Annotated in this window: 16 protein-coding genes; 9 read left to right on the top strand and 7 right to left on the bottom strand. The window is 58.6% G+C overall.

Annotation, left to right across the window (positions count from 1 at the left end):
• Window positions 1-24: 24 nt before the first annotated feature.
• A complete protein-coding gene (locus SJY29_RS16730) occupies window positions 25-1,359 on the bottom strand; it encodes a flagellar hook protein FlgE (RefSeq protein ID WP_400085132.1) in 1,335 nt (444 codons plus the stop codon).
• Between the two features lie 101 nt (window positions 1,360-1,460).
• Window positions 1,461-2,297, bottom strand: a complete 837-nt coding sequence (locus tag SJY29_RS16725) for a flagellar motor protein MotB (RefSeq protein ID WP_400085129.1) — start codon at window positions 2,295-2,297, stop codon at window positions 1,461-1,463.
• A gap of 204 nt (window positions 2,298-2,501) precedes the next feature.
• Between SJY29_RS16725 and chlG the strand changes: the two genes are divergently transcribed.
• The 7 genes from chlG to SJY29_RS16690 all read left to right on the top strand — a co-directional run bounded on the left by chlG (window position 2,502) and on the right by SJY29_RS16690 (window position 9,906).
• Window positions 2,502-3,416: a chlorophyll synthase ChlG gene (chlG, locus tag SJY29_RS16720; RefSeq protein ID WP_400085126.1), complete on the top strand. Its 915-nt coding sequence runs from the start codon at window positions 2,502-2,504 to the stop codon at window positions 3,414-3,416.
• A gap of 1 nt (window position 3,417) precedes the next feature.
• Window positions 3,418-4,698, top strand: coding sequence for a BCD family MFS transporter (locus SJY29_RS16715; RefSeq protein ID WP_400085123.1), 1,281 nt, complete (start codon window positions 3,418-3,420; stop codon window positions 4,696-4,698).
• 3 nt (window positions 4,699-4,701) lie between these two features.
• The gene (locus tag SJY29_RS16710; RefSeq protein WP_400085120.1) at window positions 4,702-5,883 is read left to right on the top strand and encodes a geranylgeranyl diphosphate reductase; all 1,182 of its coding nucleotides are present in this window, start codon (window positions 4,702-4,704) and stop codon (window positions 5,881-5,883) included.
• A complete protein-coding gene (gene idi / locus SJY29_RS16705; protein WP_110280646.1) occupies window positions 5,880-6,413 on the top strand; it encodes an isopentenyl-diphosphate Delta-isomerase in 534 nt (177 codons plus the stop codon). The genes SJY29_RS16710 and idi overlap by 4 nt, the downstream gene beginning before the upstream one ends.
• Window positions 6,414-6,467: 54 nt before the next feature.
• Window positions 6,468-7,001, top strand: coding sequence for a gamma-glutamylcyclotransferase (locus SJY29_RS16700; protein WP_400085117.1), 534 nt, complete (start codon window positions 6,468-6,470; stop codon window positions 6,999-7,001).
• 151 nt (window positions 7,002-7,152) lie between these two features.
• Entirely contained in the window at window positions 7,153-8,238 is a 1,086-nt protein-coding gene (locus tag SJY29_RS16695) for a biopolymer transporter ExbB (protein WP_400088966.1), read from the top strand.
• 3 nt (window positions 8,239-8,241) lie between these two features.
• Window positions 8,242-9,906, top strand: coding sequence for a peptidoglycan -binding protein (locus tag SJY29_RS16690; RefSeq protein WP_400085115.1), 1,665 nt, complete (start codon window positions 8,242-8,244; stop codon window positions 9,904-9,906).
• Here SJY29_RS16690 and SJY29_RS16685 read toward each other — a convergent pair.
• Window positions 9,893-11,230, bottom strand: coding sequence for an ABC1 kinase family protein (locus tag SJY29_RS16685; RefSeq protein WP_400085114.1), 1,338 nt, complete (start codon window positions 11,228-11,230; stop codon window positions 9,893-9,895). The two genes, SJY29_RS16690 and SJY29_RS16685, sit on opposite strands and share 14 nt — an antisense overlap.
• A 35-nt stretch (window positions 11,231-11,265) precedes the next feature.
• Window positions 11,266-11,481: a DUF2805 domain-containing protein gene (locus SJY29_RS16680; RefSeq protein ID WP_400085111.1), complete on the bottom strand. Its 216-nt coding sequence runs from the start codon at window positions 11,479-11,481 to the stop codon at window positions 11,266-11,268.
• Window positions 11,482-11,574: 93 nt separating this feature from the next.
• On the opposite strand from SJY29_RS16680, the gene SJY29_RS16675 reads away from it, so the two are divergent.
• A complete protein-coding gene (locus SJY29_RS16675; protein ID WP_400085108.1) occupies window positions 11,575-12,402 on the top strand; it encodes an isoprenylcysteine carboxylmethyltransferase family protein in 828 nt (275 codons plus the stop codon).
• 52 nt (window positions 12,403-12,454) lie between these two features.
• Here SJY29_RS16675 and clpA read toward each other — a convergent pair whose 3' ends face one another.
• Entirely contained in the window at window positions 12,455-14,779 is a 2,325-nt protein-coding gene (gene clpA, locus SJY29_RS16670) for an ATP-dependent Clp protease ATP-binding subunit ClpA (protein ID WP_400085105.1), read from the bottom strand.
• Window positions 14,780-14,948: 169 nt separating this feature from the next.
• Window positions 14,949-15,722 carry a hydroxyacylglutathione hydrolase gene (gloB, locus tag SJY29_RS16665; protein ID WP_400085102.1) on the bottom strand — a complete coding sequence of 258 codons (774 nt, stop codon included), beginning with the start codon at window positions 15,720-15,722 and terminating at the stop codon, window positions 14,949-14,951.
• A gap of 63 nt (window positions 15,723-15,785) precedes the next feature.
• Between gloB and SJY29_RS16660 the strand changes: the two genes are divergently transcribed.
• Window positions 15,786-16,559, top strand: coding sequence for a class I SAM-dependent methyltransferase (locus SJY29_RS16660; protein WP_110280652.1), 774 nt, complete (start codon window positions 15,786-15,788; stop codon window positions 16,557-16,559).
• Between the two features lie 11 nt (window positions 16,560-16,570).
• Here the strand turns inward: SJY29_RS16660 and SJY29_RS16655 are convergent, their stop codons facing one another.
• Window positions 16,571-17,098 (bottom strand): CAP domain-containing protein, encoded by a 528-nt coding sequence (locus tag SJY29_RS16655; protein ID WP_400085098.1) that lies wholly within the window; start codon window positions 17,096-17,098, stop codon window positions 16,571-16,573.
• Window positions 17,099-17,197: the final 99 nt, after the last annotated feature.

The following is a 17,197-nucleotide window of genomic DNA, read 5'->3' as shown; positions in this document are numbered from 1 at the left end:
CATGTCAGGTCAATCCAATCTGCCTTAGCGTTTGATGTTGGTGGTTTCTTGCAGCATCTCGTCCACAGTCTGGATGACCTTGGCGTTGGACGAATAGGCGCGTTGTGTCTGGATCAGTTCCGTCAGCTCACCGGCAACATCCGTGGCCAATTCCTCGCGTGCAAAGCCGACGATATCGCCCGTCGGCCCGTCACCTGCGTCCCACAGGAAGAAAGAACCACTGTCAGGCGTCACACGGTAACTCTGCTGATCAAGCGTTTCCAATCCGTTCACGTTTGGCACGTCCACAAGCGGAATTTGATAGAGAACACGGTTGATCCCGATGTCAAAGGACGCCCGCACAAAACCGTTCTGGTCCACCTCGATTGAGGTCAGACTGCCCACGGGCGTGCCGTTCTTGGAAATTGAAACGGGCGCGAAGGCATCGGACAGTTGGGTCAATCCGATCGAACTGCCCAATTCGCCGATATTGATTTCCATTGGCCCGCCATCGACCGCAATTGTCAGTGCCCCGGTGAGCGGATCGTATGCCCCGCCAATCGGGTTCAGCGGGTCTGCAAAATCGACGTTTGCAAGCGTACCGCCGCCACCGCGTGTCGCATCAAAGGTTAATGTATATTCGCCAACAACATCGGGAATACCGTCAAGATCAGTATCGGACTCACTGTCGCGGATTTCCATTGTCCATGTATTCGATGAACCATTTGCCGGTACAGTTGGCGTAAACAGGAAGCTCAGGTTCGAAGACGCACCCAGGTTGTCGAAATATTCAACCGAGAGCGTTTCCGTATCCCCCGGTGATCCTTCCCGCGTTGACGTGGCGGGCAGGTTGACCGACAGGTCAACGCGCGTCGTCGCCTCGCCCGCAAATTGGTTGGCGTTGATCTGGACAGGCACCAGACCGTCGATAGAGTCGCGCGGATAGTTGGGAATGGTTCCGTCAGCCGCCGCTGGCACACCCAGCAGAACCAACCCCCCTGGCGTACGCAAATACCCTTGGGCATCGGGGCGGAAGGATCCTGTCGTTGTCAGGAACAATGGATTGTCCCCGTTGTTGACGGCCACAGATGTTTCCGATGTGACCGGCAGCATTCCACGGCCCCGCACGGCAAGGTCTGTGGGGTTTGACGTTGAAACCAGCGCACCACGTTCATCGATCAAGCGCGATGTTGTTGTGCGCACACCGCCCGCAGAATAGGTTCCCTGACCGCTTTCAATTACCATTGACTGAAAATCGGTCACCGCTCTTTTGTAGCCATAGGTTGATGAGTTCGAAATATTGTCCGAGATCGTGGCCAACCGAGAGGCGTTTGCCGCCAAACCGGCAACGCTGGCATTCAGGGAAGAGGAAATCGTCATATAGATGAGCCTTTCTGCGTCAGAGATGACTAATGTTCACACCACTCCTAAGCCCCGCGCCTTAACACCCCCCTAACGGCTAAAATTCGAATGATATCGTTCTAGCGGTCCGATCGCAGCAGGATGACTTCAATCCGGTTATTGCGCGGGGCGGTCGCATCGCGCACTGCAGGATCGCGGTCGCCCGCACCCGTCTGGCGGACAATACGCATCGGATCGAGACCACCGCTTTGCAGCATCAGACGCATCTGGTCGGCCCTGCCGGTTGACAGTGCCCACACAGGATTGTCGACCTTCAGAACAGATTTCGCGCTCAAATGCCCTTCTATCGCAACATCGTTGCGGACCGTTTGAAACAGCCGCGCCATGATCGCTGCAATCTCGGCGATCACGGGATTGGGGATGACCGTGTCATCAACAAAAAGCGTAACGTCAGGCAGATCAAAGATCTCGATCACAAGGCCCTCATCGGTGAGGCGGGTGATGATATGACGCAGCGCCTGATCGGATAACATGCTCTCACCACCCTGCCCCAGAAGTACAGCCTCGATTTCGCGCAGGGCCGCGACCTGGGCCGCGGCGGCGGCGTCTGCCCCGGTCTCGCTTTCGCTGCGCAGGGGTTCATTGCCGATACTCGGCTGGCTGATGCCAGTGCCGCTTTGTGCCAGGGTCTCTTCGGTGAAGATATTGTCGCCACCAAAGGCACCGGACCCACCGCCTGAAATGCGGTTGACGGGAATCGTTGGCGAAAAGTAATCCGCCAGCCCCTTGCGCTGCTGTTCAGTTGTGGCGTTGAGCAGCCACATTAACATAAAGAACGCCATCATCGCGGTGACGAAATCGGCATAGGCAACCTTCCAAGCACCACCGTGGTGGCCGCCGCCAGCAACCACTTTCTTGCGTTTGATAATTGTCGGTGCGTTTGATCCTGCGCCCATCTCTCTACCTCATGTTTCACCCAGAACGGGCATAGACGGGCAGAAATGAAAGCAGGCTTAACGCGACAATTCGATGAAAAACACGCGCGTATTCCGGGCGCGGCGGTCGCGTTCATGCGACGATCAAGCCGAGTGACAAGATGGCGCAGTGTCAACAGACCTTTACACTTGCCCAAACGCCATATGTCACACTAAACTGACAGAATGAGTGTAACGTCAGATTTACAGATTGAACCCGCCATACGCCGCTGGCCCGAGCCGCGCGCGATGCTGCGGCTGATCAAACCTGTGACATGGTTCCCTCCGATGTGGGCCTATCTCTGCGGCGTCGTTTCATCGGGTATAAGCCCCTCTGGCCAATGGTTTTTCGTGGTCTTGGGCGTGGTGCTTGCCGGCCCGATCGTCTGCGGCATGTCGCAGGCGGCGAATGATTGGTGCGACCGGCATGTTGACGCAATCAACGAGCCCGACCGCCCGATTCCTTCAGGGCGCATTCCCGGACGCTGGGGGCTCTATATCGCACTCGCAATGACTGTGTTGGGGTTGGCGGTCGGGTATCAACTGGGGCCTTGGGGCTTTGGTGCCACTATACTGGCCGTTGCAGCGGCTTGGGCCTATTCGGCCGAGCCGATCCGCGCCAAAAAATCCGGTTGGTGGGGCCCGGGGCTTTGCGGCCTCGCTTATGAAACCCTGCCATGGATCACTGGTGCTGCTGTTGTCGCCGCTGGCGCGCCCAGCCCGCAGGTGATTGCGATTGCCGTGCTTTACGGCATCGGCGCGCACGGAATCATGACACTCAACGATTTCAAAGCGATTGAAGGCGACCGCGCCACTGGCCTGCGGTCGCTGCCTGTCACACTTGGGCCCGCGCGCGCGGCGCAGGTCGCCTGCTGGATCATGGCAGTGCCACAGGTCATCGTCATCGGCTTGCTGACCTATTGGGGCAAACCCGGCTTTGCCTTGGGCGTTATGGCGATGCTGGCGGTGCAATTGGGCGCGATGCGCGTTCTGCTGCGCGACCCCGAAGGCAAGACGCCCTGGTATCAGGGCATGGGTATTCTGTTCTACATCAGCGGCATGATGATCAGCGCCGTTGCTTTGCGGAGCATTGGAGGCTGATATGACACTCTCATGGTTTCAGATTGTCCGGCTTGGTTTTGTGCAAATGGCACTGGGGGCGATTGTCGTCCTGACAACATCGACACTGAACCGGCTGATGGTGGTGGAACTATCACTGCCAGCGATCCTGCCGGGTCTTTTGGTCGGCTTGCACTACGGCATTCAACTGACACGCCCCCATTGGGGGTTCTACTCTGACACAGGCGGGCACCGGACACGCTGGATTATCGGCGGTATGGTGGCACTTGCGCTCGGTGCTTTCGCTGCGGCCTGTGGGGTCTTGGCCTTCGCACAATCCTTTGCGCTTGGCCTGACCGTTTCAATCGTCGCCTATACGCTGATCGGCCTTGGCGTTGGCGCGTCAGGCACATCATTGCTGGCGCTGTTGGCCACGACGACCGCACCCCACCGCCGTGCTGCCGCCGCCACGATCACATGGCTGATGATGATCTTCGGGATCGCGATAACCGCAGGGATCGTGGGGCAGTTGATTGACCCCTATACGCCGCTGCTTTTGATCAGGATTGTCGGGTGCGTTGTGACAATCGCTACACTCGTGACCTGTCTTGCCGTCTGGCGGATCGAACGCAATCTGATTGCCGTGCGCGAGCCGGACCCGACACCCTTCATGGAGGGGCTGAAAGAGGTCTGGGCCGAACGCAAAGCGCGCAATTTCACGATCTTCGTCTTCCTGTCGATGACCGCCTACTTCATGCAGGAACTGATCCTCGAACCCTACGCCGGTCTCGTCTTCGGCTTCACGCCCGGGCAATCGACTTCTTTATCAGGCGCGCAGAACGGTGGCGTTTTCATCGGTATGCTCGCTGTCGGTATCCTGGCCACTGGTTTCAAGATCGGCGCATTGCGCAACTGGGTAATGACGGGCTGTGTCGGCTCTGCCGCAGCGCTGATCCTGATCACATTCCTCGGGCCCATCGGCCCAAGTGCTCCGCTTGTCCCCGCAGTCGTCCTGCTGGGGTTCTTTAACGGGATGTTTGCTGTTGCCGCCATCGGCTCGATGATGGCCCTTGCCGCGGCAGGGGCCGCGCGCCGTGAAGGCACCCGCATGGGGCTTTGGGGGGCGGCACAGGCCATCGCCGCCGGTTTCGGCGGACTGGTTGGCGCTGGTCTCGTCGATGCCTTGCGTGTCACCATGACCGACACCCAGGCCTTCGGGATCGTGTTCGTCGCCGAAGCCGCCATCTTTATCGCCGCCGCCACAATGGCAGCCAAAATCATGGATCGCAAAATGCAGTCCGCCACGCTCGTTCCGGGAGAATAGCACATGCAATATGATGTCGTTGTCGTGGGCGGAGGCCCGTCAGGGGCCACTGCCGCAGAAGACCTTGCACGGTCCGGTCACAAGGTCGCCTTCATCGACCGTGACGGGCGGATCAAACCTTGTGGCGGCGCTGTTCCTCCGCGTTTGATCGAAGATTTCTTTATCCCTGACGCCCAGATCGTGGCCAAAGTGAACACCGCACGCATGATCTCTCCCACGGGACGGCAGGTCGATATCCCGATCGAGAACGGCTATGTCGGCATGGTTGATCGCGAACATTTCGACGAATTCCTCCGCAAGCGGGCCAAGGACGCCGGGGCGCATCGCTACACAGGGACATTCACCAAGATCGAACGTGACGCGGACGGCACACATGTGGTCTATCGCGACAAGATCAGCGGCAACGAGATGAAACTGTCTACAAAGCTGGTCATCGGCGCTGATGGCGCGCGCTCAAACGTGGCGCGGGCCGAGATCAAAGACGGCGATAAAATTCCTTACGTGATTGCCTACCACGAAATTATCGAAGCGCCGGCAGCGACCGCCACCTACGATCCCGCACGGTGCGACGTGATCTATGATGGCCGCATTTCACCCGATTTCTACGGCTGGGTCTTTCCGCACGGCGGACAAGCCAGCGTCGGCATGGGCTCCTTGATCAAATCCGTTGACGTCAAACAGGCCACCGCCGATCTGCGTGCGGCCTCAGGCCTGACCGATTGCAAGACGATCCGTAAAGAAGGCGCGCCCATTCCGCTCAAACCATTGGATTGCTGGGACAATGGCAAGGATGTGGTTCTGGCAGGCGATGCGGCGGGCGTCGTGGCGCCGTCATCGGGCGAAGGCATCTACTATGCAATGGTTGGCGGACGCGTTGCCGCGACCGCAGCAGCGGCCACTTTGGCATCAGGGCGCGTAAAGGATTTGCAACTGGCCCGCAAACTCTTCATGCGCGAACACAAACAGGTTTTCCGGGTTTTGGGCGCGATGCAAAACGCCTATTACCGCAGCGACGAACGGCGCGAGCGGTTTGTATCCCTGTGTCATGATGTCGACGTGCAAAAGCTGACGTTTGAGGCTTATATGAACAAGAAACTGGTAAAGGCACGGCCCATGGCTCACTTGAAGATCGGCATCAAGAACCTCGCGCATCTGACGCGCCTTGTCTCTCCGCTGCGCACATGACGATCATGATCCCGGCCTGGGAAAACGGCAAACTCAAACCGGTCGAGAAACTGGATGCGCATGTGCGCGGGCTCAAGCACAAGGCGGTCAGTGTCTTTGTGATCAACCGTGGCCGCGTCTTGATCCAGCAGCGCGCGATGGGCAAATACCACACCCCCGGTCTCTGGGCGAACACCTGCTGCACCCACCCCGAATGGGACGAAGACCCGACCGATTGCGCGATGCGCCGTCTGGACGAAGAACTGGGGATCAAGGGGCTTTATCCATCCCACCGCGACCAGATCGAGTATCGGGCCGATGTGGGTGGCGGGCTGATCGAACACGAGGTTGTCGAGGTCTTCGTCGCTGACGCCCCCAATAATCTGGTGGTCAAGCCCAACCCCGACGAGGTGATGGATACCCGCTGGGTCGATTTTTATGAACTCTCTGCTGATGTGGCGCGGCATCCTGCGCAATACACACCCTGGCTGCGGATTTACCTGCAAGATCACACTGCTGCGATCTTTGGCGATCTGCTCCGCGCGGTCTAGTTCCGTTTCCTTCAAACCGGTGTTATGGGCGTGTTCAAGGAAGGGACACGCACCATGGCACTTTGGGTTTTCGGATATGGTTCACTTTTGTGGAACCCCGGTTTTATACCGGTGCGTCAGGTCAAGGCGCGGCTGCCTGACTATCACCGCAGTTTTTGCATGCTCAGCATCCATCACCGCGGCACAGAAGACGACCCCGGTCTTGTGCTCGCGCTTGATGCGCAGACAGGCGGGCAATGTACCGGCGTGGCCTTTCAGGTGGCCGAGAACGAGACAGATACGGTTCTGGCGCAACTGCGTGAACGCGAATTAATCTCGTCCGCCTATTACGAAGAAACCGTCACCCTGATCGACGATCAAGGCGCACCGTTACAGGCGCTGACCTATGTGGTTGACCGCGATCATGTGCAGTACTGCCAGTTCGACCTTGAGAAACAGGCGCAGATGATTGCAGGTGCGGTCGGCGGACGCGGGCCGAACACGGAGTATCTGTTCAATACGGCCAAACACCTCGCGGAGCTCGGCATAAAGGATACCGACATGGACTGGTTGGTTGCGCGTGTGCGTGCTTTGACGGCAACAGACTGAAGGCCCGAATTTGTTTGGGTTTGTGTAAGTTCAGCCATATGGTGTTATGCGAGCGAAGCAGTCACACAATATGAGGCCCCCATCCGTGTCGGACAAACGGGAACCCAAATCGCAACCGCAGTTCACACTGCCCATTCGTCAGCTGCTTTTCATGCTGACTGTGATCGGGCTGGTCGGCGCGGGCTTTTACCTTGGGCTGGAGCAGATCACAGCGATCTACCAGTCAAACCCTTACCTGAACGGGGTCATTCTTGGCGTGTTTGTGCTGGGAATGCTGTCCTGCTTTAATCAGGTCTTTGTGTTGATGAATTCGGTGCGCTGGATCGAACGGTTTGCACGCGAACAAGGCGGGCATTCCTATAGCGCGGCACCCTCGCTTCTTGCGCCGCTTGCCACACTCTTGCGCTCACGCGGCGCGCGCACGCAGGTGTCCTCAACCTCTGGCCGGTCTATCCTTGATTCCGTCGCGCAGCGCATCGACGAAGATCGCGAAATCACACGTTATATTGGCAACGTACTGATTTTTCTTGGCCTTTTGGGCACATTCTATGGTCTGGCCACGACCGTGCCTGCGCTGGTTGAAACCATCCGGTCGCTGAACCCCGGCGAAGGGGAAAGTGGTGCCGATATTTTTGCCCGCCTGCAATCAGGGCTCGAAGCACAACTGGGCGGCATGGGCACGGCTTTCTCAAGCTCGCTGCTCGGGCTTGCCGGATCCCTGATCGTGGGGCTTTTGGAGCTTTTTGCCGGCCATGGCCAAAACCGCTTCTACCGCGAACTCGAAGAGTGGCTATCCACAATCACCCGCGTCGGGATTGATGGTGAAGAGGGGGCCCTGGGTGCCGACCTCAGTGCGATGGGTCCCTTTGTGGAACAATTGGGCGAGCTGATGGACACCATCCAGATGATGATGGGACAGACAGACGCCGACCGCGAAGAGAACGACAAGAAGTTCAACGCGCTGGCAACTGCGATCGAAAAGATGGCGCAAAGCACCGCAGCCAATGCGACATCGGAAATGCTCGAACGTGTTGCCATTGGCCAAGAAGCGCTGATCCAGAAACTGGACGACAGCGGGATGGAAGGCATTGATGCCGAAAGCCGGATGCGCCTGCGGTCCATTGACGTGCAACTGCTCCGCATCCTCGAAGAGATGTCGGCGGGCCGGCAGGAAAGCGTCGGCGACCTGCGCAGCGAGATTGCTAATCTGGCAAGTGCGATCAGGGACAGAGGCTGATCCATGGCGTTGAGCCGCAGATCATCGAACCGCTTTCAGAACGCGATCTGGCCAGGTTTCGTGGATGCGATGACCGGGCTGTTGCTGGTCCTGATGTTCGTGTTGACGATCTTTATGGTGATCCAGTTCGTGCTGCGCCAACAGATCACCGGCCAGGAAACCGAGCTGGACGCGCTGAACAATGAGGTCGCGGCGCTGACAGCCACGCTGGGGCTTGCGCGCGATACCAACGCGTCGCTGACCGCCGATCTTGATGCCGCCAACGCAGAGGCCACGCGGCAGGCCGGAAGGATTGCGGCCCTGATCGCCGAGCGCGACGCGCAGGATCAGGCACTGGCGCAGGCGCAAACCCAAATCACCCAATTCGTGGCACAGGTCGCGGGGCTTCTGAGCGAACGCCGCGACGCGCTTGCCAATATTGCAGGGCTGGAAGCCGAGCAGGCGCGATTGCTGACACAGCAAGAAGCGCTCAACCTCGCCCTTGCGCAGGCCCGCACTGAAATCGACGAGGGCGCAGAGGCCGCGCGCCTTGCCGCCGCCCGCCGCGAAGCGTTGGAAGCACTGATAGCCGATCTGGAAAGCGAGAATGACGCCAATACCGCGCGGATCACGGCGCTGGAGGCCGATCAACTGACTAGCGCCGCCGCCGCCGAAGCGCTGCGTGAGCGGCTGGCAAATGCAGACACCGAACTGACGGCGATGACCCTCAATCTTGAGCGGCAGCGTCAGGAAGCAGAGAACACGCTGACCCTGCTGGCCGCCGCACGCGTAGCACAGGCCGAACTTGACGCGCGGAACGCAACGCTGACCAGCGAACTGGAAGAACTGCAGGGAGATCTTGGCGAAGAGGCAAGCGAAGCAGAACGTCAGGCGGCCCTTCTTGCCCTCGCCAATGAGGAACTTGCCGCGCAAGAGGCGCTGTCTGCCGAAAGCCAGCGTCAGGTGGCTTTGCTGAATGAACAGATCACCGAATTGCGCACACAGGTGGGCAACCTGCAATCGCTGCTCAACCTCGCAGAGGAGGCCGACCGCGAGGCGCAAGTCCAGATCGAAACCTTGGGCGCACAGCTGAACACCGCGCTTGCCCGCGTTGTCTCAGAAGAACGGCGCAGACGCGCACTGGAAGAGGCGGAACGTATCAGGCTCGAGGCCGAGGCCGCGCGACTGGAAGAAGAGGCCGAACGGCTGGCCGCCGAGGCCGAGAACCTGTCACGCTTCAAATCCGACTTCTTTGGCGAACTACGCCAGATCCTCGAAGGGCAGGACCGGATCCGTATCGAGGGTGATCGCTTTATCTTTGCGTCCGAGGTGCTTTTTGAGCCAGGCAGTGCCGATCTTTCGCCGGCAGGCGAAGCGGAAATTGCCAATATCGCGGATATTCTACGTAGCATCGCAGACGATATTCCCGAAGGCATTGACTGGGTCATCCGTGTGGATGGCCACACCGACAATATCTCGCTGAACCCCGGCGCGCGCTTTGCCGATAACTGGGAGCTTAGTCAGGCGCGTGCGCTGTCGGTTGTGCGCTTTATGAGCAGCGATCTTGATATTGACCCGCGCCGTCTGGCCGCGAACGGGTTTGGCGAATATCAACCGCTGAACCCTGCCGACACACCAGAGGCCCGCGCCCAGAACCGCCGGATCGAGCTGAAGCTTACCGAGCGCTAGACGCAACGTAGCGTGCGAAATATCCCGACAGATCCAACTGTGCCCCCAACTGGCTGGCCAATAAAAACATGCCCCCGAATTTGCGTTGCAACAGCAAAACATCAATCGGCAAAGGCGGCGGGACAAACCCGTCTTCAGCCAGTGCTATCCCCGCGTTCTGCATCGCGCGCGGCAGGGTCTTGTCGGTGAAATCAAACGGTCCATCCGCGCGTAAGGCGCTAAAAGCCATCTGCATCATGTCCATAATCGCCATGCGGTGACGGTCGGCTGTATCGGGCGCGATAAACCCGATCTCTTGCGCAATCCGCGCGAGCGCTGCATGATCGTTAATCAGGCCTGCGGCCAGCAACGCACGGTATTGCGCCACGACCGCCGGGTTCAATTCACAGGTCGCACCAAAATCCAGCAGGATGATCCGACCCGTCTGTGGATCGTAGCGATAATTGGCGAAATTCGGATCTGACTGCATCAGCCCTTCGTCAAACAACTCGCGCAAGGTCAGCCCGATCAGCGCATCCGCAATCCGGTGTCTTTCCGCCTCGGGTTGGGTGAAGGCCGCTTCAATCGGCACACTTTCCACATAGGACATCGCCAGGATCTGCGGCGTGCTCCATTCAGGAATAAACGCAGGCACGTCAAATGCCGGTGCGTCCGCCAGAAGCGCGCCAAACCGTGCCAGATACTGTCCTTCGCGGGTATAATCCGTTTCCTGATGCAACTGCTTGCGCGCCTCTTCCAGATAAGGCCCAAGCGCGAACCCCTTGGGGATCAGCCCCGACATGCGCAGCAGCGCGCCGACATTTGCCACATCGCTGTCAATGCTGTCCGCCACGCCAGGGTATTGCACCTTGATGGCAAGATCCCTGCCGTCTTTCAGCCGCGCGCGATGCACCTGTCCGATCGAGGCTGCCGCAATGGGCCGCACATCGAACTTTGCGAATTGACCAAGCCAGTTTTTCGGCCACTGCGTATCGAGAACCCGCCGCAACTGCGCGGGCGGCATGATATGGGCATTATCCCGCAGCCGCGCCATGATCTGTGCCATTTCCGGCGGTAGAAATTCACCCGTATCCATCGACATAAGTTGCCCGATCTTCATCGCCGCACCGCGCATCTGGGCAAGCTTTTCGGTGATCCGCGTGATGTTCTGCGGGGTGATCAGCAAATCGCGCATTGCGGGGCGCTGGCCTTGCGCCAATTGCGCGATCCCGTTGAAGGCCATGTTACCGGCAACGCCAGCCGTCATCGCGCTCAAACGGCCAAACCGCGATACGCGGCTGGAAGGCACGGCAAGCGCGCGCACGTTGGGGTGTTTGTCACTCATCACGTGGAGGTAGGCGGGTCGCGCCACATTGCCAGCTATTTATATTGCGCCCGCCTGTCCGAAAAATCGCGGACGCGTTTACGCCATGCGCGGTAACTGCCGGTTTTCAGGGTGTCGCGCATCAGGGTTTTGACGTCTTTCTCGCCAATCCCGTATTCGCGGTGGATATCCGCAAAGCTGACGTGATCCGAAAGCGCCATCTGGATCACTTCGCTGACATGTTCGGGGGCAAGTTCAGGTTTCTTCGTCATGCCCTGCCACCTAGCGGGGCCGCGCATGAAAGCAAGCTGCGACCAATGCCCCTCAACAGTCGCCTTCCGCCGTGCCCGTCCTATCTGGGGCACATGGATCAGAACACCCCCTCTCCCTTCAAGCGGCTGCTCACCCTTTGTCTCGGTGTCTTGCGCCCGCCTGCAGGCCGCAAACGGATCGCGGTGGCGTTTCTTTATGGCGTCGTCTGTCACGCGATTTTCGCAGCCGCGGTGATCGCGATGATCACGGCCATGTTTTTCGGGATGAGCGAAAGTCTGGGCCGTGTACCAGGCACTTGGGCGATTTTGGCCAACGCACTTTTGATCCTGCAGTTTCCACTGATGCATTCCCTGCTCCTCAGCGCGCGGGGGCGGCGGTTGCTTGGCTATCTCGCCCCCGCGGCCTACAGCGGCACGCTCTCAACCACGACTTATGCGATTGTGGCCTCCGTTCAGCTTCTGGCACTCTTTGCGCTCTGGACACCCAGCGGCATTGTCTGGTGGCGCGCCGAAGGGACCGCGTTCTATGTGGTGTGCACCTTCTATGCGAGCGCTTGGCTGCTGCTGATCAAAGCCAGCTATGACGCCGGGGCCGAGGTGCAATCAGGTGCCTTGGGGTGGATGTCCTTGGCGCAAAACATCAAACCCGTCTTTCCCGACATGCCTGTCACTGGTCTGTTCCGGATCATCCGGCAGCCCATCTATGTGGCCTTTGCCCTGACGCTTTGGACCGTCCCTGTCTGGACGCCCGACCAGTTGGCCCTTGCGATCAGTCTGACCGCATACTGCCTTGCCGCACCCGTGTTAAAGGAACGGCGATTTGCCCAGCGCTACGGGGAAAGGTTCGCACGCTACCAAGCCACAGTGCCTTATGCGGTGCCAGCCCTGCGCAAGTTGCCAAAGCATACCGACCAGCCATGAAAAAACCCGCCGCGCAGTTTGCGCGGCGGGTGATTATCAATGCACCTGATGGTTAGTCTGCCGTCAGAAGCGGCGGCTTTTTGCTGCCACCTGTGATCCGGCCCGGCGACGGTTCTTCAAACGTCAGATCCAGCGCGCCTTTCTTGACACCAACCTTGACGACACCACCCTTGACCAGCTTGCCAAAGAGCAGCTCTTCGGCCAGCGGCTTTTTGATGTGTTCCTGAATGACACGGCCCAGCGGGCGCGCACCCATCTTTTCATCATAGCCCTTGTCGGCCAGCCATTCGGCGGCGGCCTTGGTCAGTTCGATGTGCACATTACGGTCGATCAGTTGTGCCTCAAGCTGCAGCACGAATTTCTCGACAACCTGCATGATCACCTCTTTCGGCAGTGCGCCGAAGCTGATGATCGCATCCAGACGGTTGCGGAATTCCGGCGTAAATGTCCGCTCAATCGCAGCGGTATCTTCACCGGTCCGCGCTTCACGGCCAAAGCCCAAGGCATTCTTCGACATTTCCGCCGCACCTGCGTTCGAGGTCATGATGATGATCACGTTGCGGAAATCGGTTGTCCGGCCATTGTGGTCGGTCAATTTCCCGTGGTCCATCACCTGCAACAGGATGTTGTAGACGTCAGGATGTGCCTTTTCCATCTCGTCGAGCAACAAGACACAATGCGGGTTCTGATCGACACCGTCAGTCAGCATACCACCCTGATCAAAACCGACGTAACCGGGAGGCGCACCGATCAAGCGTGAAACGGCGTGCTTCTCCATGTACTCGGACATGTCAAAGCGCAACAGTTCAACACCCAGCGTATCGGCCAGTTGCTTGGCCACCTCGGTCTTACCAACACCGGTCGGACCGGCGAACAGGTAGTTACCAATCGGTTTCTCCGGTTCACGCAGACCTGCACGTGCCAGTTTGATGGCGGAAGACAGGGCCTCGATCGCCTGATCCTGACCAAAGACAACGCGCTTGAGGGATTTCTCAAGATCCTTGAGCACCTCAGCATCGTCTTTCGAGACGTTCTTGGGCGGAATACGGGCAATCTTGGCCACGACTTCCTCGATCTCTTTGGCGCCAATCGTCTTGCGACGCTTGGATTCCGCGACCAGATGCTGTGCGGCACCCGCTTCGTCAATCACGTCAATCGCCTTATCGGGCAATTTGCGGTCGTTGATATAACGCGCAGAAAGCTCCACCGCGGTCTTGATCGCGTCAGCGGTGTATTTGATGTGGTGGTGCTCTTCGAAGTAAGGCTTCAGACCCTGCAAAATCTTGATCGCGTCAGGAACCGAAGGCTCTGTCACGTCAATCTTCTGGAACCGGCGCGACAAGGCGCGGTCCTTTTCAAAGTGCTGGCGGAATTCCTTATAGGTCGTCGAGCCCATGCAGCGCAGCTTGCCGCCCTGCAACGCAGGTTTCAGCAGGTTGGACGCATCCATCGCGCCGCCGGACGTGGCACCGGCACCGATCACTGTGTGGATTTCATCAATGAAAAGCACCGCATCTTTATGCTCTTCCATCTCTGTCATCACAGCTTTCAGGCGTTCCTCGAAGTCACCGCGATAGCGTGTACCGGCCAACAACGCGCCCATATCGAGCGAATAGATGGTCGCCTTCGACAGCACTTCAGGCGTTTCGCCGTTCACGATCTTGAACGCGAGACCTTCGGCAATGGCCGTTTTACCCACGCCTGGATCACCCACCAGAAGCGGGTTGTTCTTGCGACGGCGGCACAGCACCTGAATGCAGCGTTCAACCTCATGCGCGCGGCCGATCAGGGGATCAACATCGCCCTTGGTCGCTTTGGCGTTCAGATCGACGCAGTACTTGGACAGCGCGCTTTCTTTTTCGTCGCCTTCGCCCGGCGCGATTGTCTCGGTTTCATCCGTTGACCCCGTGACAGGGCGCGATTCACCGAATGCGGGGTCCTTGGCCACGCCATGGGCGATAAAGTTCACCGCGTCATAACGCGTCATATCCTGTTCCTGCAGGAAATAGGCGGCATTGCTTTCGCGCTCGGCAAAGATCGCGACCAGCACGTTGGCGCCGGTCACTTCGCTGCGGCCGGATGATTGCACATGGATTGCCGCACGTTGAATAACCCGCTGGAACGCAGCAGTCGGCACCGCCTCGGAGCCTTCGACATCTGTGATCAGGGTTGAAAGATCATCCTCGATAAACCCTTCCAGATCCTTGCGCAGCTCATCAAGGTTAACCGAGCACGCACGCATCACGCGCGCCGCGTCAGGTTCGTCAATCAACGCCAGAAGCAGGTGTTCCAGCGTGGCAAGTTCATGCTTGTGTTCATTGGCCAGCGCAAGTGCGCCATGAATGGACTGCTCGAGTGTGGTCGAAAATGATGGCACGGCTTGTGCTCCTTCATATCGGGGGTTGGCGCGAACCAACCGTGGCCTCTTACCCTTAAGGTTTGGTTTTATTTGCCAACCTTCAAGGACTTTTTTCGCTTTTGGCATCACAATTCGTGTGATGCTTGGTTTTTGACCTGCTTTTCACCACGCCCATGCAGAAGGATGATTAAAACTTGTCTTTTTGCGCCCGTGCAAAGGTAAACACATCCAGATCAGACGCGTCGTTCATGCCAAGGGCGGCTTTGAATTCGGGAACATCAGCGCGCAAAAACGGGTTCGTGCGCTTCTCTTCGGTCAGCGTTGACGGGACAGTTGGTTTGCCAGCGGCGCGCGCCGCTTCGATCCCTTTGATACGAAAGATAAGGTCGGAATTCTCCGGGTCAAGGGACATCGCAAAACGCGCATTGGCGCTCGTGTACTCATGGCCGGAACAGACCAACGTATCATCGGGCAGCGCGCGCAGTTTTTGCATGCTGTCCCACATCTGCGCAGGCGTTCCTTCAAACAGGCGGCCGCAGCCCAGCGCCATGAGGCTATCGGCGGTAAAGACCAGCCCCGCATCGGGCATGTGAAACGCGATATGGCCGATGGTATGACCCGAGACATCCATAATGTGGGTCGGCTGCCCACAGACCGTTACGGTGTCGCCATCCTCGACGGCCTGATCAAGGTCCGGCAGGCGATGGGCATCAGCCTTGGCCCCGATCACGCGCGCACCTTCACGCAGTGCGGCAACGCCATCAATATGATCATCGTGGTGATGGGTGATCAAAATATCACTCAGGCGCCATCCCCGCGCGGAAAGTGCGGCCGCAATCGGCGCTGCCTCGGGCGCATCAACCAACGCGGTCTCGCCTGTGTCATGGTTGTGCACCAAAAAAGCATAGTTATCCGTCCGGCATGGCACCACGACCAATTCAACCTCTGATCTCTTTGTCATGGCAATGTGCCTTTCTCTTGATATGCTACCCCCATAACTTTGCCCAAGGAGTTGCAAACCGCAATGCATCTCGACGTTCTGGATCTGCGTAACTTTTATTACCGCAGCGCATTGGGGCGTGCGGCGCAAAAAGTGATCCGCGACGAGCTCTGCGCGCTTTGGCCCGAGGCAAAGGGGCAGATGGTTGTGGGGTTCGGTTTTGCGGTGCCCTTGCTAAGGCCGTTCCTGAAAGATGCGCGGCGGGTGATCGGACTGATGCCGGGGCCACAAGGTGTGATGCCGTGGCCACCCGATGGCAACAACGTCAGCGTGCTCTGTGAAGATACATCCTGGCCGATCGAGACAGGCCATGTCGACAAGCTCGTCATGCTGCACGGGCTGGAAACCACCGAACAGCCCTCATTGCTGCTGGATGAGGCTTGGCGCGTCCTTGGCCCGGGCGGGCGGGCGGTCTTTATTGTGCCGAACCGCGCGGGGCTTTGGTCGCGCTCGGATGCCACACCCTTTGGCTATGGGCGCCCCTATTCCCTCAGCCAGCTGGAGGCCCAGCTCCGGCGGCACCAATTTGTGACCGAACGCACCATGTCCGCGCTCTACCAGCCGCCCTCGGCAAGCAAGCTCTGGCGCAAATCAGCGGGTTTTCTTGAAAAAGTAGGGCATAACCTACCGGTTGTGGCCGCAGGTGGCGTGTTGATCGTCGAGGTCAGCAAACAAATGGCCGCCCCCACACGGCCGGGATTGACCGAAGCAGTGCGAAAACCCTTCAGGGCCCTTGAAGGCATCACAAAACCCAAGCCGAAGCCGGAACCATCAGCGTCACGGGTCATCGTCAGATAGCAAGGGAAAGATTACCGCTCACGCGCGAGCACGAGCACCCAATAAGGCCCCCGCGCGCTGTCTGCCTTCGCAAGTGCGAAGTCCTCGAACCGTGGATCGAGATTATTTGCCCTATGCCCGGAAGAATTCATCCATGCATCCAGCACAGCCTGCTCATCAACCTGACCGCGCGCGATATTCTCGCCGACACGGTTCCACTGATAGCCTGCATCGGTGACGCGTTGTCCAACGGTTGATCCGTCACTCCCCGTGTGGGAGAAAAAATTATTGGCGGCCATGTCATTTGCATGCCGGTTCGCCGCCACACCAAGGCGGCTATCATAGGTCAGCGCCCCTGCGCCTGCCCCTGACCGCACACCATTGAGCATATTTGAAAATGTCTGGCTGGGCGCTGCGGAAACGGCAACTTGCGGCAAATCCGCAATCGGGATGGGCGCCGCACCGCTGCTAGAACTTGTACTCAGACTCGTCGTGCTGCCACCGGCACCGCCACATGCTGTAGCAAGGCAAAACGCGGCTATCGCAAAGGTTCTTTTCATGAATCTTGTCCAAATCTTGTTTCAGAAAACAGCTATGGCACCATCCACTTTTCACTCAATCAAAACCTGCAAAGCACTGCGGGGTAAGCACAAACATGC

Origin of the sequence: Yoonia sp. R78084 (assembly GCF_044595625.1) — a bacterium.
Classification (GTDB): Bacteria; Pseudomonadota; Alphaproteobacteria; order Rhodobacterales; family Rhodobacteraceae; genus Yoonia.
The sequence above is the reverse complement of the archived record's forward strand: the minus strand, read 5'-3'. Positions and strand labels throughout refer to the sequence as shown.